Origin of the sequence: Bradyrhizobium sp. Gha, assembly GCF_900113735.1 — a bacterium.
GTDB lineage: Bacteria > Pseudomonadota > Alphaproteobacteria > Rhizobiales > Xanthobacteraceae > Bradyrhizobium.
Genome location: NZ_FOQM01000009.1, coordinates 123,525 through 144,276, shown reverse-complemented (window position 1 = coordinate 144,276; position 20,752 = coordinate 123,525). Strand labels below are relative to the sequence as shown.

Annotated in this window: 17 protein-coding genes and 3 pseudogenes; 9 read left to right on the top strand and 11 right to left on the bottom strand. The window is 62.2% G+C overall.

Annotated elements, in window-relative coordinates; translation table 11 throughout:
• Positions 1–270: 270 nt before the first annotated feature.
• Positions 271–555, bottom strand: coding sequence for a hypothetical protein (locus BM222_RS14695; RefSeq protein WP_143105961.1), 285 nt, complete (start codon positions 553–555; stop codon positions 271–273).
• A gap of 165 nt (positions 556–720) precedes the next feature.
• Between BM222_RS14695 and BM222_RS14690 the strand changes: the two genes are divergently transcribed.
• Positions 721–1,722: an acyltransferase family protein gene (locus tag BM222_RS14690; RefSeq protein ID WP_092228932.1), complete on the top strand. Its 1,002-nt coding sequence runs from the start codon at positions 721–723 to the stop codon at positions 1,720–1,722.
• A gap of 637 nt (positions 1,723–2,359) precedes the next feature.
• Here the strand turns inward: BM222_RS14690 and BM222_RS14680 are convergent.
• Positions 2,360–2,557, bottom strand: coding sequence for a hypothetical protein (locus BM222_RS14680; RefSeq protein WP_092228930.1), 198 nt, complete (start codon positions 2,555–2,557; stop codon positions 2,360–2,362).
• A gap of 1,321 nt (positions 2,558–3,878) precedes the next feature.
• Between BM222_RS14680 and BM222_RS41060 the strand changes: the two genes are divergently transcribed.
• Together BM222_RS41060 and BM222_RS42080 are read left to right on the top strand one after the other, a co-directional pair.
• Positions 3,879–4,022 (top strand): hypothetical protein, encoded by a 144-nt coding sequence (locus BM222_RS41060; RefSeq protein WP_177243208.1) that lies wholly within the window; start codon positions 3,879–3,881, stop codon positions 4,020–4,022.
• Between the two features lie 140 nt (positions 4,023–4,162).
• Positions 4,163–4,344, top strand: a pseudogene (locus BM222_RS42080) (hypothetical protein); the annotation flags it as partial.
• A gap of 269 nt (positions 4,345–4,613) precedes the next feature.
• Here BM222_RS42080 and BM222_RS14665 read toward each other — a convergent pair.
• The gene (locus BM222_RS14665) at positions 4,614–4,817 is read right to left on the bottom strand and encodes a cold-shock protein (RefSeq protein WP_092228929.1); all 204 of its coding nucleotides are present in this window, start codon (positions 4,815–4,817) and stop codon (positions 4,614–4,616) included.
• 228 nt (positions 4,818–5,045) lie between these two features.
• On the opposite strand from BM222_RS14665, the gene BM222_RS40010 reads away from it, so the two are divergent.
• Positions 5,046–5,258, top strand: a complete 213-nt coding sequence (locus BM222_RS40010; RefSeq protein WP_143105960.1) for a hypothetical protein — start codon at positions 5,046–5,048, stop codon at positions 5,256–5,258.
• Between the two features lie 872 nt (positions 5,259–6,130).
• Positions 6,131–6,376: a Rossmann-fold NAD(P)-binding domain-containing protein gene (locus tag BM222_RS14655; RefSeq protein ID WP_244547131.1), complete on the top strand. Its 246-nt coding sequence runs from the start codon at positions 6,131–6,133 to the stop codon at positions 6,374–6,376.
• A 64-nt stretch (positions 6,377–6,440) separates the two neighbouring features.
• Here BM222_RS14655 and BM222_RS14650 read toward each other — a convergent pair whose 3' ends face one another.
• The 5 genes from BM222_RS14650 to BM222_RS14630 all read right to left on the bottom strand — a co-directional run bounded on the left by BM222_RS14650 (position 6,441) and on the right by BM222_RS14630 (position 11,810).
• Entirely contained in the window at positions 6,441–7,970 is a 1,530-nt protein-coding gene (locus BM222_RS14650; protein WP_092228927.1) for a tripartite tricarboxylate transporter permease, read from the bottom strand.
• Between the two features lie 11 nt (positions 7,971–7,981).
• The gene (locus BM222_RS14645) at positions 7,982–8,524 is read right to left on the bottom strand and encodes a tripartite tricarboxylate transporter TctB family protein (RefSeq protein WP_092228926.1); all 543 of its coding nucleotides are present in this window, start codon (positions 8,522–8,524) and stop codon (positions 7,982–7,984) included.
• A 78-nt stretch (positions 8,525–8,602) separates the two neighbouring features.
• Entirely contained in the window at positions 8,603–9,577 is a 975-nt protein-coding gene (locus BM222_RS14640; RefSeq protein ID WP_177243223.1) for a Bug family tripartite tricarboxylate transporter substrate binding protein, read from the bottom strand.
• A 213-nt stretch (positions 9,578–9,790) separates the two neighbouring features.
• Positions 9,791–10,585 (bottom strand): enoyl-CoA hydratase/isomerase family protein, encoded by a 795-nt coding sequence (locus tag BM222_RS14635; RefSeq protein ID WP_092228924.1) that lies wholly within the window; start codon positions 10,583–10,585, stop codon positions 9,791–9,793.
• A gap of 31 nt (positions 10,586–10,616) precedes the next feature.
• Positions 10,617–11,810 (bottom strand): pyridoxal-phosphate-dependent aminotransferase family protein, encoded by a 1,194-nt coding sequence (locus BM222_RS14630; RefSeq protein ID WP_092228923.1) that lies wholly within the window; start codon positions 11,808–11,810, stop codon positions 10,617–10,619.
• 204 nt (positions 11,811–12,014) lie between these two features.
• Between BM222_RS14630 and BM222_RS14625 the strand changes: the two genes are divergently transcribed.
• Positions 12,015–15,023: an FAD-binding and (Fe-S)-binding domain-containing protein gene (locus BM222_RS14625; protein ID WP_177243222.1), complete on the top strand. Its 3,009-nt coding sequence runs from the start codon at positions 12,015–12,017 to the stop codon at positions 15,021–15,023.
• A complete protein-coding gene (locus BM222_RS14620) occupies positions 15,016–15,444 on the top strand; it encodes a GlcG/HbpS family heme-binding protein (protein WP_092228922.1) in 429 nt (142 codons plus the stop codon). Before BM222_RS14625 ends, BM222_RS14620 begins: the two co-directional genes overlap by 8 nt.
• 192 nt (positions 15,445–15,636) lie before the next feature.
• Here BM222_RS14620 and BM222_RS14615 read toward each other — a convergent pair whose 3' ends face one another.
• Both BM222_RS14615 and BM222_RS14610 read right to left on the bottom strand, forming a co-directional pair.
• Positions 15,637–16,419, bottom strand: a complete 783-nt coding sequence (locus BM222_RS14615; RefSeq protein ID WP_092228981.1) for an enoyl-CoA hydratase/isomerase family protein — start codon at positions 16,417–16,419, stop codon at positions 15,637–15,639.
• 111 nt (positions 16,420–16,530) lie between these two features.
• The gene (locus BM222_RS14610; RefSeq protein WP_092228921.1) at positions 16,531–18,621 is read right to left on the bottom strand and encodes a molybdopterin oxidoreductase family protein; all 2,091 of its coding nucleotides are present in this window, start codon (positions 18,619–18,621) and stop codon (positions 16,531–16,533) included.
• A 138-nt stretch (positions 18,622–18,759) separates the two neighbouring features.
• On the opposite strand from BM222_RS14610, the pseudogene BM222_RS14605 reads away from it, so the two are divergent.
• Positions 18,760–19,148 (top strand): annotated as a pseudogene (locus tag BM222_RS14605) (tripartite tricarboxylate transporter substrate-binding protein); the annotation flags it as partial.
• A pseudogene (locus tag BM222_RS14600) lies at positions 19,127–19,632 on the top strand (xanthine dehydrogenase family protein molybdopterin-binding subunit); the annotation flags it as partial. The pseudogenes BM222_RS14605 and BM222_RS14600, both read left to right, overlap by 22 nt.
• A gap of 80 nt (positions 19,633–19,712) precedes the next feature.
• Here the strand turns inward: BM222_RS14600 and BM222_RS14595 are convergent.
• Positions 19,713–20,519: an SDR family NAD(P)-dependent oxidoreductase gene (locus BM222_RS14595; protein ID WP_092228920.1), complete on the bottom strand. Its 807-nt coding sequence runs from the start codon at positions 20,517–20,519 to the stop codon at positions 19,713–19,715.
• Between the last annotated feature and the right edge of the window lie 233 nt (positions 20,520–20,752).

Below are 20,752 nucleotides of genomic sequence, written 5' to 3'. Positions count from 1 at the left end.
GTGCGGGACGCGCATGCCGTTTAAACATTCAGGGATAGAGCTGCTTCCTAGTGCGATATGCGTTCGGCCGCTATGTCCGTCCGAAGCGCGCAAGCAAATCCTCTATCACCGGCCAGAACAGCAGCACGATCGTCAGCGTCGCGATTGAGCCGACCAAGCCGTTCGCCAGAACACCTTACGGGGACTCCGGCCACGCAGGGTTCCGCCCGTAAAGGCGAACGAGACACTCGCGTCTTATCGCAGCGCGGGCAACGTTAGCGGAGCCTGCTGTTAGCGCCCGCAGGCTTCGACTGCTGCGGGCCGTTGCAGGCAGATTTCGTACAGACGGGTGCCCCTACCGTACGAGCGCGCACATTCGTGAAGCCACATACCGCAACTGTCGCCACCATATCGGTTATAAGAACCGTAATAGCGGTCCGGATCGTAGTCACGATAGCGGTGCCGACCGACGTAAACCCCGCCCGGGCCGACATCAAATTCCACGGCCTTCGCCGAAGTGATCTCGCCCGCGGTCAGCGCTACCAATGCGGCCAGGGCCAAAACATATCGCTTCACGGCCATACCTCCCTTTAAAACTACAATTTCAAACTGCCGTCCGCTCGGGTTTCAAACTGCCGTCCGCTCGGGTTGTTCCCGTCGCAAGAATGGGCGACGGTCAGTCACGGTGACCTTACTCGCGCCTCAGTTGGCGAGGTATCCTTTTGCTCGGCAGGGCGGGGCATGGAACAACGCGTCGAATATCTGGACTGGCTGAGGGCCGTTGCCGTTTTGTTCGTGATGGTGGGGCATGCGAGCCCATCGACGGCTCCGGGAGGGGCTATCGGGGTCAGCGTGTTCTTCGTCATTAGCGGCTATCTGATCTGTAGCATTCTCCTACGCGATGGGATGCTGACAATTCCGAACGTAGTGAGGTTTTGGGTCCGTCGAGCTGCGCGGATCTACCCAATGTATGTAGCGCAGATCCTGATCGTGTGGCTCTGGCTCTATCGCGACGACGCAGACAAATTTCTCCTGCAGATGCCGGGCCTTCTCACGTTCACCTCAGACTTTGGAGTATGGTTTGGATACAGCGTCGGCGTTCTATGGAGCCTCGCTGTCGAGTTCTGGTTTTACATCACGTTCCCAGCGCTTCTCTTCATCGCGCGAAGAACTGGTTACCCCGTAACTTTCTTTCTCATTCTAATGGTCGTAAGCATCGCCGCTCGGCTCAATCACACTGAGTCGCTGACCCTGGCCTACTATCATCAGTTTCTCATTGGGGTGATTATCGCTCTTTTGGTTGATAATCGGAAAGTGCCAGAGTTTCTTGCAAGCCATATCGCGTTCAATTCGGCTCTCGCGGTTCTCGCGATCTGTGTAGCGGTCCCGATCACGGCTCGCAACTTCGGTGGCTACTTCCAGGGGACATATGCGGCGCTCGCGACGGGTGTGCTAATCTGCCACTGGCTCCAACGGCCGCCGCGCGCTTCGTTGCCGATCATGCAAGGTATCGGAGCGATCTCTTATTCGGCGTATCTCCTACACCCCATTGTTATCGACTATATTTGGAAGACGAAGCAGCATCTTCCGAGCCACATCCCGACCTTCGTGGCCATTAGTCTGAGTGCGTCGCTCGTGACCTGCTTTGCAATTGAGCGACCGTTCATCGCGCTCGCCCATAAGTTCATAGGATTCAAAAAGTTCTCTGTGGCGCCTGCGTCGCAAACCGAGACTTTCTCTTAAAATGAGAGATCGGGAGGTTGCAAATCTAAAAATTGCACCCGCTTACCTATGGCGTAGTCCTGCACTGTGCGTTTGACTAGAGGTAGCGTGACGCGAAACCAATCAACGAGCGTCAACCGCGGCACTGAAGCCGCGCGCCCGTGTCTGGCATGCTGTAGCCGGACCTGCGGCAGTGTCTCAGCTGTTGGAGATGCGTTCCGGCAAAAGTAACCTGCGCTAAGAAAACGCAGAACAAGGAGAGTAACGCTAGCGTGTATTCATTTCTGATACACTAATCAAGCACTAGCGTGCACCGGCAGGCTTCTTTTCCACACCCACGACGCTCAGTGAGCCTCACGCACCACGATAATTAACCAGCCGCCTGACGCCTTATCCAAGCGACATGCCGGCGGTAGGCTATTACGTATGCCGCGTCGATTGCGTAGCCAGCGATCACGGCGAGCAGGCAGACAAGGTACGCGTTTCCCCACTCGAACGAAATGTTCGACAGAGATACGGCAAGTACGACGGCGGCAAATATGAGTTTTCGCATGGTGCAATGTTCAGCACAGAAAGGCCGCGTCGGTCAATCGGGCGGTGAAGCCGTTAATGCGCGGGCCGGAGACGTCTGGACAGTGGCCTAATCCACCCCGTCCAACTAGTGCCGGGACGCTTCGCCTTTGGGTCCGGCCGTGGGGCCAGTCTCCCACCGCGCTTGCTCACCGGCAGCGCGATAGTTTTCCGCCATCTCCAGTAAGCCGGCGCGCTCGAGGGGAAACGTGCTGTCGACCGCCATGTCCCGGCACATGCGTTCCATCCGCGCGAAATCATCGACGTCGTGTTGGCGCTGCCACATGATTTGTCTCCCGTCACCATCATCGACGGCAAGTCTGGCCTACCCGCAATGTTCCAAATAGAACGCGCCCCGATAGAGTTCTACACCCACGATTTGCAGTACCTCGCTGACGTACGGAGCCCCCCAGTAATCGACAAGTTGACTCTCGCCGGGACCGCGCTTCGATGGCGGCATGCCTCGCCCTCGACGCCACACGCCAACGCACGCGGACGGCCGGCCGCTGAAGATCACCTTCGGCGAGACGCGCGTGAGGGGTTTGCGCGTCGTTCTGGTGTATTGCCACCGCGGGCATCACATCGCGCTCACCCGCGCTTGAGGCTTTCGTCCAGGCCAACGCCACGAGGCGCCTAGACGTACAGCTCGCTCGACCGCTCCGAGGCACGGCGTAAGGCAACCCGCTCGACACACGCCGGGAGGATTGTCTGTCAGCTTGCGGCCAACAACGCCATCCTGCGCGCGGGCAGCGAGGGACGATGAGGGCGTGGACGGCCCCGGTTTTGGTAGAGAGGAGTGGTGAGGTCGGGGCCGCTGGAGGTTGCCTGGTCCTCACGCTAGCAAGGACCAAGCGAGAACGAGGCTATCAAGCTTGCAGCATTCCTACCGTTCGATTCAGCACTGTTCCGATTAGGCTGTTCGCTTCAGCACTGTTCCGATTAGGAACTCGCCCGTCGGCTCGGATTCGTAAATTCGCGTGTGAGTGCATATCTGCGCTTTCGAACGTACCCCGCTGGAACAGGGAGCTGACCTGGTCGGGCGGCAGAGAGCGACTTATCCTCATCGATGCGGCTTAGACTTCGAGCAAGACGATAAAGGGTGCGAATGTTGACGCGGAGCTGGGGGCAGGCGAAGCCTTCGTTCCATTGGCAGAGCTTTCCTAGCGGGCATTTGCTCAAGCTGCTGCTTCAGCAACTGCTGCAGTGGGCTCCAGAAAATTTCGCATAGATCGCGGGCTTCGTCCGGCATGACCTGCCGATCCCCATGGGCCCAATTACTGATATGAGCCCAACCAACATGATTTTCCGCTTCGCGTAAGCAACAATCGCAGACGAACGTCGTCTCGGTGCTCATCCTACAACCTCCCGTTCGCTTAGTCGAACAACACAGGCCGGCAACCGAGGTTCTCGCAGAGGCAAGTGGGTCAATGCTCGCCTCAGCGGTGCCGCAGACCGCCATGCACATTCGGAAAGAGGGGCTTTTTCTGCTTCCGGGCCGCCGCTTCGGCCTCCCCTCCGGCCTACTGCTCCTCTTGGCATTCGGCCGATAGGGCCGACACGGAGCGCACTTGTTGCCGCGAATCCTCAGCCGGAGCTGAAACCGCCTGATGCGGAACGATCGCTTTGACTATGCATGGATCGGCGCGTTCAGTCAGAGAATGGACGCGATCATTACTTGGATTTTCGTCATTGTGATTGCGGCTGGCGCAGCGATTTTGATCGCTCACGTGATCGATGCAATTCGTTCTTGATCGAAGCGAAATCGGAGCCGGCATCCCACTTCAGCGCAGATAGGCAACTAGGGGTCACTTTGATGGGTAAGAGAGCCCACCTCTGCTTGACGCATTCGCATGACCACTCCAACCCCGCGCATGATCACGTTGGAGAACATCAAGCGGCAAAAAAGACGACGAGCAAGCGCAAAGAGTACACGAAGGATGACGTCAAGCTTCTGAAAACACCTCCAAAGCCCGCACACGAGTGGCAAAGCTTTCAAAGCTGATGAAGCGGTCTGAGGGGGCACTAAGGCAGAAGGCCCGCAACCTCGGAATTGGCCTAGGACATCTGCGTTAAACTGCGCGATCGAAAAAAAGGCCCGCCAGGGTGAACCGGCGGGCCTACGAAGCCATTTTCATGACCCAAGAAGCACTCCGGAAACAAACCGGATCTAGCTTGGTCTGCATCGACAACGGGGATTTCAGTCATGTGGGCACTTATTGAAGACCTGTATCGGGATTATTGCCTGACACGCCTCAACGAGATTCGCCGGTACGAACTGAACCATTGAGCCAAACAAACATCCGCCGACTGGTAATTTGAGCCGGCGGAGCGCATTCGCCCTATCAACCAATCCGAAGATTTTCCGCTGACTCTTTGCCGCGATGGTTCACGACGTCGAAGCTGACTTTGGCCCCTTCGGCAAGAGAGGTGAAACCGGCTTTCTCAACTGCTGAAATGTGGACGAATACGTCCTTGCCACCGTTGTCGGGTTGAATGAACCCGTAGCCCTTTGTCGGATTGAACCACTTAACCGTACCCATAGCCACTTAAACTTCTCCATTTTCTGAAAAGCAATACTAGTGCCCGAATTTGGACGAAAGAAAGATTGGGTGCAGAGCCGGCACTCAGACACGGTAGCGTCTGCGCAAATCGCAGCGCGTGCGTCGGCGTTATCGGCCTCCTCTGAACCGGCATGGCTCAGCTAATCCTTGCTTAAGCTGTCGAGGCCCATAATGTCCCCTTTTTAGGCCGATACTTTTTAAGGAGTATCCGTTGTGGATTTAAATCTGCGGGGTGAGCTCGAAGCCTTGATGACAGAGATAAAGAAGCGGCAGCGGCACATTGAAGACCAAGCGTTTCTGATCAGTGTTCTGGAGCGCGACGGTCACAACACGCTGGAGCAGCAGGCCGCGCTCAAGCTCGAACGCAAGCAGCTCACACTGCAGATGGAACGACAGACAAACCTTTTACAAAATGCGCGTGTTTGATTTCAGCGCCATTCGTTCTCAGGCACTGTGCCCGGTGGCGGCCGAAGTTTCTCCAGTCCCTCCTCGATCGCCCGAAGGTCCTCAAGTACAGCATCTCGCGCCTGAGCCGGCTCGATGTTCGATGTGGCTTGTACTGTTTCCAGCAGCTTGCGCCGAAGGTCTCGCATATTCTCCAGGGCTCGCCGGTTTCCTAATCGTACATAAGCAGAAACGATCGATTCAATCGATGTTGGCAATTGTGGCTCCTAATAGACGGTTCTAAAACAGGTTGCAAAATAATCAGTTTGAGCTAACCCGCAAGCTCTGCTGATGCGGAGCTCGCAGACTAACTTTGTATAGACACTGGTAAGGAATTGGCCCCAGGGTCCCGTCCGGGACGGGGCCGCTGGCAGCAGGTGGCCTTGTACTGGGGGAAGGCTCGCTCGCCAGCCTCGGCGGGCCTTCCCTCGGCGGGCGCCGATCGCTGATGATGGCTTAGCATGTCGGCCCGCCAGGGTGATCGGCAGCCTTTCCGCTTTTTCAACACTCACGAGACGCAGTAGCTCGCGCGCGCGGCTCCATTTTGGACGAGGCCTGGACGGCCGTCTTAGCAATCAGTGCGACGGCCCTCGTGCTGCCGGCGCCTTCCTTGCCATCCGCTTCATCATGGGATTACATCTGATTTGACGGCTCGCCTTGAAGGAGACTTGGATCTGCTCACAACCGGTAGACTTGAGCTATCGCTCCAGTTTGGTCGCACTGTGAAAGGAGAGCGCCACGCAGACCGTGCAGACCGTTGCCTGCTTTACGAATAGTCCAACTGATTGTTGGTGTCATTGCCGGATTCGCTGCTTATATTTGGGCTATCGACTTTGACGCGGCCGGACGAGGACGTGACCGGCCCGATCAAGATCGGCAACAATTCCGAGTTCACATCCGCGAGCTCGCCGAGAAAGTCATTAAGCTCACGGACTCGCTCCAAGCTGGTGTTCAAGCCGCTGCCGCAGGACGACCCGCGTCGGCGCCAGCCCGACCTCGCCAAGACGAACGCGGTGCTGGAATGGCAGCCGAAAGTTGCGCTCGAGAATGACCTCAAGGAGACGATCGCTTATTTCAAGCACTCGCTTGAGGTGGCCTGATCGCGCTCGCCGTTCCTCTTTAGCGATCCTGCTGCTGCACAGCGCCATGTCGCTACCATTGATATTAAGAGATATTTTTCCCCCCCGCGGATTTCGTCGCTTTCGTCCATCCGATCCGGGCGAGCAGCCCGCCGATCGCCGGCCAGAATAACAGGACGATCGCCAGCGTCGTAATCGAGCCGACGAGACCGTTTGACCAGAACACCTTGAGATCACCGCCGGAGCCGATCATCGACAGGCGGAACGCATCCTCGGCGCGGTTGCCAAGCACGAGTGCAAGCGTGAACGGTGCCAAGGGAATGCCGATCTTCTTGAAGACGTAGCCGACGATACCGAAGCCGAGCATCAGCCAGATGTCGAACATCGCGTTCTGGATCGCATAGGCCCCGATCGCGCAGGACACCACGATCATCGGCGCCACTGCGGCGAACGGCACACGCAGGATCGAGGCGAAGATCGGCACCGTCGTCAACACCAGCACGAGTCCCACGACATTGCCGAGATACATCGAGGCGATCAGGCCCCAGACGAAATCCTTGTGCTCGACGAACAGCAATGGCCCCGGATTGAGGCCCCACACCATCAACCCGCCGAGCAGGATCGCAGCGGTGCCGGAGCCGGGAATGCCGAGCGCCAGCATCGGCAACAGCGCCGAAGTGCCGGAGGCGTGCGCCGCGGTTTCGGGTGCGAACACGCCCTCGATACGGCCCTTGCCAAAGCTCTCGGGATCCTTGGCGAAGCGTTTCGCCAGATTGTAGCCCATGAAGGACGCCGCGATCGCGCCGCCGGGGGTAATGCCGAGCCAGCAGCCGATGATAGAGGAACGCAGCAACGTCACCCAGTATCTTGGCAAGTCCTTCCATACACCAAGCACGACGCGGAGCGAAATGCTGGCGGCGTGGCCGCGCAGTGCCAGCCGCTCCTCCATCGTCAGCAGGATCTCGCTGATGCCGAACAGGCCGATCACGGCGACGAGGAAGTTGATGCCGCGCAAGAGCTCCGACGAGCCGAAGGTCATACGCAGCTGGCCCGAGACCGTATCCATGCCGATGCCGGCGAGCAAAAGGCCGAGAGACATCGAGATGACGGTCTTGTGCTTGGCCTCGCGCCCGAGGCCGACAAAGGAGCAGAAGGTCAAAAGATACACCGCGAAGAACTCGGGCGGGCCGAACTTCAGTGCAAACGACGAAATCATCGGCGCGAGGAAGGTGATGAGAAGCACCGCAACCAGCGAGCCGATGAAGGAGGAGGTGAACGCCGCCGTCAGCGCCTCCGCCGCCCTGCCCTGCTGCGCCATCGGATAGCCGTCGAACGTGGTGGCGACCGACCAGGCCTCGCCCGGGATGTTGAACAGGATCGAGGTGATGGCGCCGCCGAACAGCGCGCCCCAATAGATGCAGGACAACATCACGATCGCCGAGGTCGGATCCATCGTGAAGGTGAGCGGCAGCAGAATGGCGACGCCGTTGGGGCCGCCGAGCCCGGGCAGGACGCCGACGAAGATGCCGAGCACCAGCCCGACCATCATCAGCATGAGCGTCTTCCACGTCAGCAGGACGGCAAAGCCATGAAGCAGGAGACCGAAAGCTTCCATCGCGGGTCCGCCTAGTAGCCGAACGCCGCTTCGAGCGGCCCTTTCGGCATGATGACATCGAAGGCGATGTCGAAGGTGACGAACATGATCGCCGTGAACAGGAAAGCAGTGAGCAGCGATTTCCACATCGCGATCTTGCCGACGAGGCGCATGAAGCCCGCAATCAGCAGGAAGCTCGCGACATAAAGGCCCAGGAACTGCGTCACCAGGCAGAACAGCAGCGTCGGCACGAATACCGCCATCACGCGGCGCGCCTGCGCGCGCGTGACGAAGGTCTCGCTTGGGCCGCGGCGGGCGAGGAACGCGGCGATCAGGCCGTAGAGGCTGCCACCGCCGAGAATGAGGGAGAGATAGAACGGGAAATAGCCGGGCTCGGGCCCGGTCGAATCCCAGGACGCACCGGTGCGCCAATTATCGTAGCCGAGGATGGCGGCGAGCGCGAGCAGCAGGACACAGGCGATGATTTCGATCGTGCCCGAGCTCGCGACGGATGGAGAATTTTCTTCGGGCGCGGCCGGATCGTCGACGACGATTTCAAGATCGGTTTGGGACATGCTTTGTCAGGGACGGAGTGCGGCCAATTCCCCCCTCTCCCCGTAAGAACGGGGAGAGGGAGAAGAAAGAAGGAGCAGTTACTTCGCGACGAAACCGGCTTCCGTCATCAGCGACTTGTTGGTGGCGTCGTCCTCCTCGAGGAATTGCACCATGTCCTTGCCGGTGAGGAAGATCGGCTTCAGCGCCTGCTTTTCCATGTAGTCCTTGTACTCGGCCGTCTGCGTCACCTTGTGGAACAGCTCGACATAGAAGGCCCGCTGCTCCGGCGTGACCTTGCCGGGCAGGAACATCGCGCGCAGCATCAGATACTGGACGTCGACCCCCTCTTCCTTGCAGGTCGGAATGTCCGCCCAGGACTGCGTGTCCGTCACCTTGGCTGTGTAGGAGATGCGCTCCTTGTCGAACACGCAGAGCGGACGCACCTGGCCGGCGCGCCAGACTTCCAGATTTTCGCTCGGGTTGTTGACGTTGGATTCGGTGTGGTTGCCGACCAGCTGGGTCGCGGCCTCGCCGCCGGACTTGTAGGGCAGATAGGAGAATTTCGCGCCGGTCTTCTGCTCGAGAAAGACGGTCAGCACGTGATCCTCGCGCTTGGAGCCGGTGCCGCCCATCTTGAACGGCGAGCTCGCCGCTTTCGCGGCATCGACGAATTCCTTCACCGTCTTCGGGCCGGCGCTGTTGTCCCACAGCACGAACTGGTCGAGCGCGATCACCGAGACCGGGGTCAGCTCGCGCCAGTTGAACGGAATCTTGGCCGAGAGCGGCAGCATGTAGATCAACGAATAGGCGAGCAGTACCTTGTTCGGATCGCCCTCGCTCGACTTCATGTACATCAGCGCTTCAGCGCCGGACGCACCGCCCTTGAGCGAGACCACCATGGGCTGCTTCATCAGATTGTTCTTCTGAATCGCGGCCTGCATCATTCGCGCCATCTGGTCGGAAGCGCCCCCCGCACCCGCCGCCACCACGATCTCGACGGGTTTGGTCGGTTCCCAGCCGGCAAGTGCCGGCGCAACCCAAAGCGCAGCCGCCACTGTCATTACGGCCTTCATTCCATGTCCCACGCGTGTCTTCTCCAGATTATTGTCTATGTTCTTGTTCGGATTGGCGCTTGCGGAAGCGAAAGTCGAACTGCATTGTGCTGGCGAACTTCGGCCAGTTCAAGCCGCCCGGCGACGCACCGCTTATGACTTTGGAATGAGATTGGTTGCAACTGCGGCGGCCCTGCAAAAACACGCGAGTGCGCAGAAGCCGCGATGCCCGCGCTAGCGACCCTTCCAGTTCGGCGTGCGCTTGTTGAGGAACGCGTCCATGCCCTCGCGGAAATCTTCGCTCATATAGGCCTTGAGGATCAGGTCCTCGCCCTGTTCGCGCGACAGCGTCGGACGGATACGGCGCACGGCTTCCTTGGTCGTCTCCAGTGTCAGCGGCGCGTGGCTCGCAACGAGCTTCGCAGTCTCATCGGCGCGGCGCTGCAGCGTCTCGACATCGGGCACGATTTCGGTAAGCAGGCCAAGCGACAGGGCTTCCTGCGCTTCGACGAGACGCGCCCTGAAGATCAGATCCTTGGTGCGGGCAGGTCCGACCAGCGCGACGACGCGGCTGATGTTCGACATCGACAGACAGTTACCGAGCGTCCGAGCGATCGGGAAACCCATGCGCGTGGTCTCGGTGCCGATGCGCAGGTCGCAACAGGCAGCGATGCCGGCGCCGCCGCCGGTGCAGGCACCGGCGATGGCTGCGATCACGGGTACGCGGCACTGCTCGAGCGTGCCAAGCACGCGATCGATGCGTGCCTCGTAATCAAGCGCATCCTGCGCCGTCTTGAAGGCGCGAAACTGCGAAATGTCGGTGCCGGAGGCAAACGCCTTGTCGCCGGCGCCGGTGAGGATCAGCGCCTTGATCGCGCGGTCGGCGTTGATCTCCTGGCAGATCTCCGCCATGCGGTCATACATGGCGAAGGTCATGGCGTTGCGCGCCTGGGGACGGTTGAAGGTGATCCGCGCGATGCCGTCCGTGACGGAGTAGAGCAGGTCTTCGTTGGCGGTCGGTGCGTTCATCGCGCGCTCATTTCTTCTTCAGTCAGATAGATCAGGCCACCTGCGTCATCGGCGTTGCGTCGCGCCCCTTCAGGACGTCCATCGCTGCCAGCACGCCGCCGCTCCGGTGCGGAATCTTTGCGAGATCCAGGCCCATCTCGATACCGGCGAGTGTGCCCATCAGCATCAGATCGTTGAAATGGCCGATATGGCCGATGCGGAACACCTTGCCCTTGACCTTGTTCAGGCCGGTGCCGAGCGACATGTCGAAGTTCTCGAGCACCACCTTGCGGAAGGCGTCGGCGTCGTGTCCATCAGGCACGCGCACGCCGGTCAACGCCGGCGAATGCGCGGCGGGATCGGCGCACTGCGTCTCCAGGCCCCAGACCTTCACCGCCGCACGGGTCGCCGCGCTGTGCCGCTTGTGGCGGGACCAGACGTTCTCGAGCCCTTCTTCCTCGAGCATCTTGACGGCTTCACGCAGGCCCATCAGCAGATTGGTGGCGGGCGTATAGGGGAAAGTCCCGAGCTTGTTGAAGCTGATGACCTCCTGCCAGTCCCAATAGGAGCGCATGCCCTCGTTGGCTTTGGCAGCGGCGAGCGCCTTCTCCGAGACGGCGTTGAAGCCGAGGCCCGGCGGCAGCATCAGGCCTTTCTGCGAGCCCGCGACCGAGACGTCGATGCCCCAGGCGTCGTGCTCGTACTCCATCGAGCCGAGGCCGGAGATGGTATCGACCATCAACAGCGCCGGATGCTTGACGCGGTCGAGCAGCTTGCGCACCTCCAGCGGCGGCGTCACGCAGCCGGTCGAGGTCTCGTTATGGACGACGCAGACCGCCTTGATCGCGTGCGGCTTGTCGGCGGCGAGGCGCTTCTCGATCTCGGCGAGGTCGGCGCCATGGCGCCAGTCGCTCGGGATGAAGTCGACGTCGAGCTTGAACTTGTCGGCGATGCCGCGCCACAGCACGGCGAACTGGCCGGTCTCGCACATCAACACCTTGTCGCCGGGCTTGAGCACGTTGACCATCGCCGCTTCCCAGGCGCCGGTCCCGGACGACGGGAAGATGATCACGGGCTGCTTGGTGCGGAACACCCGCTGCATCGCGGCCAGCGCGGCGAAACCGAGCTCGGCGAACTCCGCGCCGCGATGGTCCAGCGTCGGCATGTCCATTGCCCGCAGCACGCGGTCGGGCACGTTGGTCGGTCCTGGAATCTGGAGAAAATGCCTTCCAGTGTGCACGGTCATAGGCGTCCTTCCCGGTCTTGAAGTCTGTCTTGGCTTCGCGTCTGGCGGCCCGATCCACGGGTTCCGGCGCGCCGCTCGCATATCACTATTCGCCGGGCTTGTCCCTCGCCCGCGCGAGGCCGTCAATGCACAAGAAGCAGGGCCCGCCTTGCCAAGGGCGGCCACCCTAGGCAAGACGGGCTGGCAAACAGACGAGAGCGGATCATGGCGGCGGAAGTGGCCGGAAAATCACTGAAATCGGCCCCAAAGGACGGCCTGGCGGCGCGTCTGGCCCGCGAAACCACCGGCGACCTCCTGTTCGACGGCTTCAGCCGCGGCCGCTATGCCACGGACGCCTCGTTCTACCAGATCATGCCCACGGGCGTGGTCGTCCCCAAAACCATGGACGAAGCGCTGCGGGCGCTGGCAATCGCCCGCGATGAGGGCGTGAAGGTCACCCCGCGCGGCGGCGGCACCTCGCAATGCGGCCAGACCGTCAATGACGGCCTCGTGGTCGACCTCTCGAAGCACCTCAACAAGATCCTGTCGCTCGACGTCGCCGGCCGCACCTGCGTAGTCGAGCCGGGCATCGTGCTCGACGACCTCAACCGCCAGCTCAAAAAGCACGGCCTGTGGTTTCCGGTCGATGTCTCCACCGCCTCCCGTGCCACCATCGGCGGCATGGCCGGCAACAATTCCTGCGGCGGCCGCAGCCTGCGCTACGGCACCATGCGCGACAACACGCTGTCTCTGGAGGCCGCGCTCGCCGACGGCACGCTGAGCCGTTTTGGCGAGGTCTCGCGCGATCTCTCGGATGTCGACGCCGGGGAGAGCACGCGCGCGCTGTTTCGCGACATGCTCGATCTCGGCGCGCGCGAGGCCGACGAGATCGCGGCGCGCTTTCCAAAAGTCCAGCGCCGGGTCGGCGGCTACAATCTCGATGCGCTCACCCCTCGCAACGCGCGCAACAACATGGCGCATCTGCTGGTCGGCTCCGAAGGCACCCTCGCCTTCACCACCAAGGTCGAGCTGAAGCTTTGGCCCGTGATCCGCAACAAGGCGCTCGGCGTCTGCCATTTCGGCAGCTTTTACGAGGCGATGGATGCGGCCCAGCACCTGGTCAAGCTGAAGCCGATCGCGGTCGAGCTGGTCGACCGCACCATGATAGCGCTCGGCCGCGACATTGCGATGTTCAAGCCGATCATCTCCGCCGCGATCAAGGGCGATCCCGACGCCGTGCTGGTCGTCGAGTTCGCCGAGGAGGATCAGGCCGACAATCTGGTACGCCTGAAGCAGCTCGGCGAGCTCATGGGCGACCTCGGGTTCGGCTGGACCAACGACATCCGCAAATGGGGCGGCGTGGTCGAGCTCACCGAACCCGCGTTGCAGAGCGGCATCGCCGATTTCCGCGCCGCCGGCCTCAACGTGATGATGTCGATGAAGCAGGAGGGCAAGCCGGTCTCCTTCGTCGAGGACTGCGCGGTGCCGCTGCCGCATCTTGCCGACTACACGGCGCGACTGAATGAGGTGTTTGCGAAACACGGCACCAGCGGCACGATGTATGCGCACGCCTCCGAAGGCTGCCTGCATGTGCGCCCGGTACTTAATCTCAAGCTGGAAAAAGACGTCAAGGCGATGCGCGCGATCGCCGAGGAGGCGTTTGCATTGGTGCGCGAATACAAGGGATCGCATTCCGGCGAGCATGGCGACGGCCTGGTGCGCTCGGAATTCCACGAGAGCATGTTCGGTGAGCGGCTTGTCGCTGACTTTCGGGAGATAAAGAGGCGCTTCGATCCCGATGGCGTGCTCAACCCCGGCAAGATCGTCGATGCGCCCAAAATGGACGATCGCTCGCTGTTCCGCTTCAAGCCAGACTATCGCGTTGGCGAGCTGAAGACGAAGCTCGACTGGTCTGGCTGGCCCGGCGCCGGCGGCGGCTTCCAGGGCGCGGTCGAGATGTGCAACAACAACGGCGCCTGCCGCAAGCTCGAGGGCGGCGTGATGTGCCCCTCCTATCGCGCCACGCGCAACGAGAAGGATGTCACCCGAGGGCGCGCCAACACCTTGCGGCTCGCGATATCAGGCCAGCTCGGCCCTGACGCGCTGTCCTCCGATGGGATGATGGAGACGCTGAAGCTCTGCGTCTCCTGCAAGGCCTGCCGCCACGAATGCCCTGTTGGCGTCGACATGGCCAAGATGAAGATCGAGGTGCTGGCGGCGCGGGTCGCGTCGCACGGCCTGACGCTGCGGGATCGCCTCGTCGGCTACCTTCCGCGCTATGCCGGGCTGGCCGCGCGCTTCGCGCCACTCGCGAATCTGCGCAACCACAGCCCGCTGCTGCGAAAGCTGTTCGAGCGTTTCGCGGGCATCAGCGCGCGCCGCGCCTTGCCTGCCTTCCGCAGCGATCTGTTCGCGCCGCCTGCGGAAGCGGTCGGACCCGTGGATGGGCGCGAGCTCGTCCTGTTCGCCGACACCTTCAATCGGATCTATGAGCGGGAAAACCTCGACGCCGCTCTGCGGGTGCTCGTCGCAGGCGGCTATCGCGTGCACATGCCAAAGCCTGCGCGTGGAAACCGCCCGCTCTGCTGCGGCCGCACGTTCCTCTCCGCTGGTCTCGTCGATGAAGCCAGCTCCGAGCTCGACCGTCTCGTCGCCACCTTCGCGCCCTTCGCCGCACGCGGCGTGCCGATCGTCGGCCTTGAGCCGAGCTGCCTGCTGACGCTGCGCGACGAGCTGGCGTCGCTGCGCAAGGACAACGACGCCAGGGCGGTCGGCGCGCATGCACTCACTTTCGAGGAGTTTCTGGTGCGCGAGGCCGAAGCCGGGCAGCTGCAATTGCCGCTTGGCGCGATCGCCGACAACGCCGTCGTGCACGGCCACTGTCATCAAAAATCCTTCGGCGCCTTCAGGCCGGTCGAGCAGGTGCTGCGGCTCGTCCCCGGCCTTGCGGTCGAGACCATCGAATCGAGCTGCTGCGGCATGGCCGGCGCGTTCGGTTATGGCGCCGACACATATGACGCCTCGATCGCGATGGCCGAGCTGTCGCTGCTGCCTGCCGTGCGCCGCGCCGACCAGACCACGTTGGTCGTTGCCGATGGCACGTCCTGCCGGCACCAGATCCGGGATGGCGCTCAACGCGAGGCGCTGCACGTCGCGCGCGTGCTGGCGATGAGCCTCGATCGCGCCAAAACCAATTCAACGTCTCCAGCTGCAAAGGACCCCAGCCATGGCTGACCTCACCCTCGACACCGCCCGAAAAATCCTCGACGCCGCTTTCGCAAAGTCGACCGAGCTGAAGCTGAAGCCGCTGGTCGTCTCGATCCTGGACGCGCGGGGCGTGCTCAAGATCGCCGCCGCGCAGGACGGCACCAGCCTGTTGCGGGCCGAGATCGCGCACGGCAAGGCCTATGGCGCCCTCGCCATGGGCATGGGCTCGCGGGCGCTGTACCAGCGGGCGCAGGAGCAGGCCTATTTCATCGACGCCGTGAACACCATCGCCAAGGGCGCGCTGGTGCCGGTCCCCGGCGGGGTGCTGATCATGGACGACACGACACTGCTCGGCGCGGTGGGCGTGTCGGGTGATACGTCCGACAATGACGAGGCGTGCGCGCTCGCCGGCATCCAGGCGGCAGGCCTGAAAGCCAACGCGGGGTAGCTCGGCGTCCGGGACGCACCGCTTGCCCGCGCCGGCGAATGGCGTCAGGCGAGAAACCCGATTCTGCCCTTATACAGCTGTTTTGCCCGACGGAGCAAGCAATTTTCGGTAACACCGAAATCTCTTCAAGCGTTTCACCCCCATCTCTACTGTGCATGGGGTTGTTTTGGGTTTTAACGACAGCGCCGCCCCTCACCTCCCCGTCCACACCGGCTTGCGCTTCTCGCTGAACGCCTTCAGGCCCTCCCTGGCATCCTCGGTCATCGCGAGCAGTGCGATCTGGCTTTCGGTGTAGGCGATGCTCTCGTCGAACGACATCGCGGCGATGGCGCGCATGGCGTATTTGCCGCGGCGGATCGCGGTCGGCGATTTGTCGACGATACGCGCGATCAGCCAGTCGACCTTGGCGTCGAGCTCGGCCGTGGGCACGACGTAATTCAAAAGGCCCGCATCCTTTGCGGCCCTCGCGTCGAACGGCTCGCCGGTCAGCGCCCATTCATTGATCAGGCGTCGCGGTGCGATCTCCTGCAACAGGCTCAACACCTGCATCGGAAACACGCCGACTTTCACCTCCGGCAGGCCGAAGATCACATGATCGGCTGCAACCGCCATGTCGGTCATGCAAAGAAGCCCCATGCCGCCGGCCATGCAGACGCCGCCCACGCGCGCAATCGCGGGCTTGGTCGCGTTCTGCGACAGGCGCAACAGATCGGCATAGTCGACATTTGGCCTGGAATGATCCATCGCGAAAGCCGCACCGGAATTCTGCAAGTCGGCGCCGGCGCAAAACGCCTTGTCGCCCGCGCCGGTCAGCACGATGACACGGACGTCCTCGTCCTCATGGGCGTCGCGATAGCCGCGTGCGATGCCGGCGATGACGTCGCCGTTGAGCGCGTTGCGCTTCTCCGGCCGGTTGATGGTGATCCAGAACGCCTGCCCGCGCTTTTCGGTGATGACGGCTGTGGTGTCGGTCATGACGCTTGATCCTTGCTCCGGGTCTGCAGCCATTTGCGGCAGCTCCGGAGCGAGGTGCAAGGGCAATCTGAAGCGCAGCGGCGCTTTAGCGCCTCGACGCAAATCTGCGGATCAGGCCGCAGCCGCTTTCCTGACCCAGACCTTGTTGTCGTGGAACGCAGCGCCACCGATCGGCGCAATGGTGTCCGCACCGGTCAGCATGTTGATGCCGCGGCCGCCGATGTGATTCTTGTTGGGATGCACGGATTCCGCGATCAGCACGCCGCGCCGCACGCCGTCGAACAGCACGGCAAGCAGCGTGGCCTCCCCTCTGCTATTGCCGAGCGTCACGGCGTCGCCATCGGCGATGTCGAGTGCGGCGGCATCGAGCGGATGGATCATCACGCTCGCTCTGCCCTCGCGCGCCTGCGAGGACGGGGTCTCGTTGAAGGTGGTGTTGAGGAAGCTGCGCGACGGGCTGGTCGCAAGCCGGAATGGATGAGCCGGATCGGTGTGCTCGATCACGTCCCAATGATCCGGCAGGCCAGGCATCTTGTCGAAATCGCCCATGGTCTGGCCGAACGGCGGATGCGCCCAATCTGCCCTGAAGTGGAATTTCTTGTCGGGATGACCAAAGCCATCGAGATAATGCGAAGTGCGGAAGTCCGGCTGCAGGTCGCGCCAGATGTCGGCTTCGAGACCGGCGATGTCGCCGTGATCGCTCAGCTTCAACGTCGTGTCGATCAACTCGCGCGCCGTCAGCGCGAAGCCGGGATGCTTGGCGCCAAGCCGCGGCGCCAGCGCCTGCAACAGCTGATGATTGGAGCGGCATTCGCCGGGCGGATCGATCAGCTTGGGACCGACCGAGATATGCTGGTGGCCGCCGCCGTAATAGAGATCGTCATGTTCCATGAACATGGTCGCCGGCAGCACGATGTCGGCCATCTCAGCCGTCTCGGTCATGAACTGCTCGTGCACGGCGACGAACAGATCCTCGCGCGCAAAGCCCTGGCGCACCAGCGCCTGCTCCGGCGCCACCGTCATCGGGTTGGTGTTCTGGATCAGCATCGCCTTGACCGGGCCCTTGCCGAGCAGGGCCTCGGCATCACCGGTGAGGATGCGGCCGACCTGCGATTGGTCGAGAGCGCGAACCGACCTGTCGAGCGCGTCGTGGCCTTCGATGACGGATTCGTTGAAGTGCCAAAGCGCGTAATTGTTGAAGAACGCGCCGCCGCCTTCGTATTGCCAGGCGCCGGTCACGGCGGGAATGCAGTTCGCGGCGTGCATCTGCATCGCGCCATTGCGCGAACGCGTGAAGCCATAGCCGAGGCGGAAAAAGGTCCGCTTGGTCTCGCCGACCGCCTTGGCAAAGGCCTCGATCTCCGCCACCGGTACGCCGCAGATTCCCGACGCCCATTCGGGATTGCGTGTCGTCAGATGCGCCTCGAGTTCGGCGGGGCAGTCGGTGTACTTGTCCATGTAGGCACGATCGGCATAGCCGTCGCGGAAGAGAACATGCATGACGCCGCAGGCGAACGCTCCGTCGGTGCCGGGCCGCAGCAGGATCTTGATGTCGGCCTGCTTCATGGTTTCGTTGTCGTAGATGTCGACCGCCGCGATTTTCGCGCCGCGCTCCTTGCGGGCCCGCGCGGCATGCGTCATCACGTTGACCTGGGTGTTGACGGGATTGGTGCCCCAGATCACGACGAGATCGGACAGCGCCATCTCGCGCGGATCGACGCCGGCGATCTTGCCGGTGCCGACGGCAAAGCCGATGCGGCCGACATTGGCGCAGATGGTCTGGTAGAAGCGCGAGTATTTTTTCACATGCGTGAGACGGTTGAGACCGTCACGCATCACCAGCCCCATCGTGCCGGCGTAATAGTAAGGCCAGATCGATTCCGCGCCGAACTCGCGCTCGGCCTGGTTGAAGCGATCGGCGATCTCGTCGAGCGCGTCGTCCCAGCTGATGCGCGCAAATTGGCCCGAGCCCTTCGGCCCGGTGCGGCGCATCGGATACATCACCCGTTCAGGATGATGGATGCGCTCGGCATAGCGCGCGACCTTGGCGCAGACCACGCCGGCCGTATAGGTCTGCTTTTTCGAACCACGGACGCGGCCGATGCTGCGGCCTTCGATCACCTCGACATCGAGCGCGCAGGCCGATGGGCAATCGTGCGGACAGGTGGAGTGGCGAATCTCGATCTTGGCGTGCTGGTTCATGTCCGATTTCGTAACATCAAAATACCTGGGAGCCGAGGGCATTTATCCGGCAACGCCCATGCAAAATGCTCAAACCGCACGCGCGTCATGTTCCTTGCCGCGCCCGCGAAATGCCCCGCAGCCACACCGAAATCGGTCGAGCAGCGCCAATACGACTTGATGCGCGACCTCGCGCCGATCGCGCCGGCGAACTACTCCGACCTCGTCATCGTGGTGAATCCGCAAGTCCCGGCGAAGACGCTCCAGGAATTCATCGCGCTCGCCAAGGCGCAGCCGGGCAAATTGAACTACGCGTCCTCAGGTCAGGGCACTCCGTACCACATGGCCGGCGAGCTGTTCAAAGCCATGGCCGGCATCGATGTCGTTCATGTGCCCTACCGCAACAGCGGCGAGGCGCGCAGCGGCGTGATCGGAGGCCAGGTGCAGATGATGATCGACGCGCTGCCGGCGATGGCGCCCAATATCGGCGAGACCAGGTCCGTGCGCTCGCGACCACCGGACGGCAGTATCGCTCGACCACGATGCCGTTGCGGGCACCGTGGCCAAGGCCATGCCAAACGCGCCGTCGCCGGACATTCGGTCCAGCGCGTCGACATTCCCGACAAGGTGTTCGCGCGGGAGCGGTTCATCCATGATTGCGCGTTGCCGAAGCTGTTGCATGGACGCGTCCTGAGGCCCGGGATTTCAGCCGCCAGGCTGATCGCGCTCGACGAAGCGGCCGTACGCGCCGTTTCCGGGCTGGTCACGATCGTGCGCGACGGTGGCTTTGCCGGCGTCATCGCCGACGGCGAAGCCGCGGCGGAAGCCGCGCTGAAGACCTTGCGCAAGGGAGCGACATGGTCCGCCGGCGAGCCGCTGCCTGATGAAAACGATCTTGCGGGCTTCCTGAAGAGCCAGCCCGTCGAGACCACTGTCATAGACACCAAGACGGCGGCTGCGGGAATGGCGACCCGCACGCTCCGCCGGCAATACACCCGCCCCTATATCGCGCACGCCTACGCTCTCCCGGCCTGGCGCTGATCGCACTGCTGACCGGCGCAGATCGGAGGGAGCTGCGCCAGCGCGTCGGCTTTGCAAGCTAGATGCAAACCTCATTTGTGCAGCTGCGTGAGACCGGTCGGCGGGCCGTCGACCCCGGTCCAGCCGCCATCGACGAACAGCGTGCTGCCGCTGACATAGCTCGCTCCGTCCGAAGCGAGATAGGCGACGGCTGTCGCGACCTCGTCGGCACTGCTCCAACGATTGAACACGGTGTGCCCCGCATAGAGATTGTAGATGTCGGGCCGCTGCTTGAACGGGCTGGTCAGCGCGGTCTCCACGATGCTCGGCGCGACCGCGTTGACGCGCACGCCGGCATGCCCGACCTCGGAGGCAAAGCCCTTCACCAGAAGACCGATCGCGGCCTTGGTCGAGCCGTAGACACCGAGGCCCGGCTCGATGGTCACCGCGCGCACCGAGGAGCACGCGATGATGCTGCCGCCCTTTTGCTCGACCATGATGCGGCCGAAGGCCTGGAAGAACCAGACGGTGCCCTTGACGTTGAGGTTCAGGACGCGATCGAGGTCCTCCTCGGTGTAGTCGAGAATGGTCTTGCGGATGTTGAGCCCGGGCGTCGTCACGGCGATGTCGAGCCGCGGAAATTTCTGCATCACCGTTTTGGCGAGCGCGTTGACGTCGGCGGCGCTAGCAGCGTCGCACCCGGCGGCCTCGGCCCAGCCGCCCTTCTCGCGAATCCCCGCAGCCGTCGCCTCCGCGGCGTCAAGCGCGCGGTCGGCGCAAACGACCTGCGCACCAAGTCCGGCCAGCGCCTCGGCGGACGATTTGCCGATGCCCGATGCGGCGCCGAGCACCACGGCCGTCTTGCCGGTGAGATCGAAGAGCTTGCGATAATCAGTCACGACTACATCCTTTTCCTGTTGCGGTCAGGTCGTGCGAACCAAGCGGCCCGGACACGAGAGGTTCAAATACAACGTTCGCATCCCCGGTAGTCGCCCCCCATCAATCCAAAAACGGCATCGATCGATACTCGCTTCAACTTGGACTCCTTGCTCGGCGCGCCCTTAGGAAGGCCAATGGGGAGATGGATCCAGGGAGGGGCTCTTGAGCGCGGAAATATCCGTCATCATGCCAG

Bases quoted from the DNA above. Each gene is read 5' to 3' on its own strand.
- BM222_RS14690 (WP_092228932.1), top strand. From the start codon at position 721: ATGGAACAACGCGTCGAATATCTGGACTGGCTGAGGGCCGTTGCCGTT.
- BM222_RS14680 (WP_092228930.1), bottom strand. From the start codon at position 2,557: ATGTGGCAGCGCCAACACGACGTCGATGATTTCGCGCGGATGGAACGC.
- BM222_RS41060 (WP_177243208.1), top strand. From the start codon at position 3,879: ATGCGGAACGATCGCTTTGACTATGCATGGATCGGCGCGTTCAGTCAG.
- BM222_RS14650 (WP_092228927.1), bottom strand. From the start codon at position 7,970: ATGGAAGCTTTCGGTCTCCTGCTTCATGGCTTTGCCGTCCTGCTGACG.
- BM222_RS14645 (WP_092228926.1), bottom strand. From the start codon at position 8,524: ATGTCCCAAACCGATCTTGAAATCGTCGTCGACGATCCGGCCGCGCCC.
- BM222_RS14640 (WP_177243223.1), bottom strand. From the start codon at position 9,577: ATGAAGGCCGTAATGACAGTGGCGGCTGCGCTTTGGGTTGCGCCGGCA.
- BM222_RS14635 (WP_092228924.1), bottom strand. From the start codon at position 10,585: ATGAACGCACCGACCGCCAACGAAGACCTGCTCTACTCCGTCACGGAC.
- BM222_RS14630 (WP_092228923.1), bottom strand. From the start codon at position 11,810: ATGACCGTGCACACTGGAAGGCATTTTCTCCAGATTCCAGGACCGACC.
- BM222_RS14625 (WP_177243222.1), top strand. From the start codon at position 12,015: ATGGCGGCGGAAGTGGCCGGAAAATCACTGAAATCGGCCCCAAAGGAC.
- BM222_RS14620 (WP_092228922.1), top strand. From the start codon at position 15,016: ATGGCTGACCTCACCCTCGACACCGCCCGAAAAATCCTCGACGCCGCT.
- BM222_RS14615 (WP_092228981.1), bottom strand. From the start codon at position 16,419: ATGACCGACACCACAGCCGTCATCACCGAAAAGCGCGGGCAGGCGTTC.
- BM222_RS14610 (WP_092228921.1), bottom strand. From the start codon at position 18,621: ATGAACCAGCACGCCAAGATCGAGATTCGCCACTCCACCTGTCCGCAC.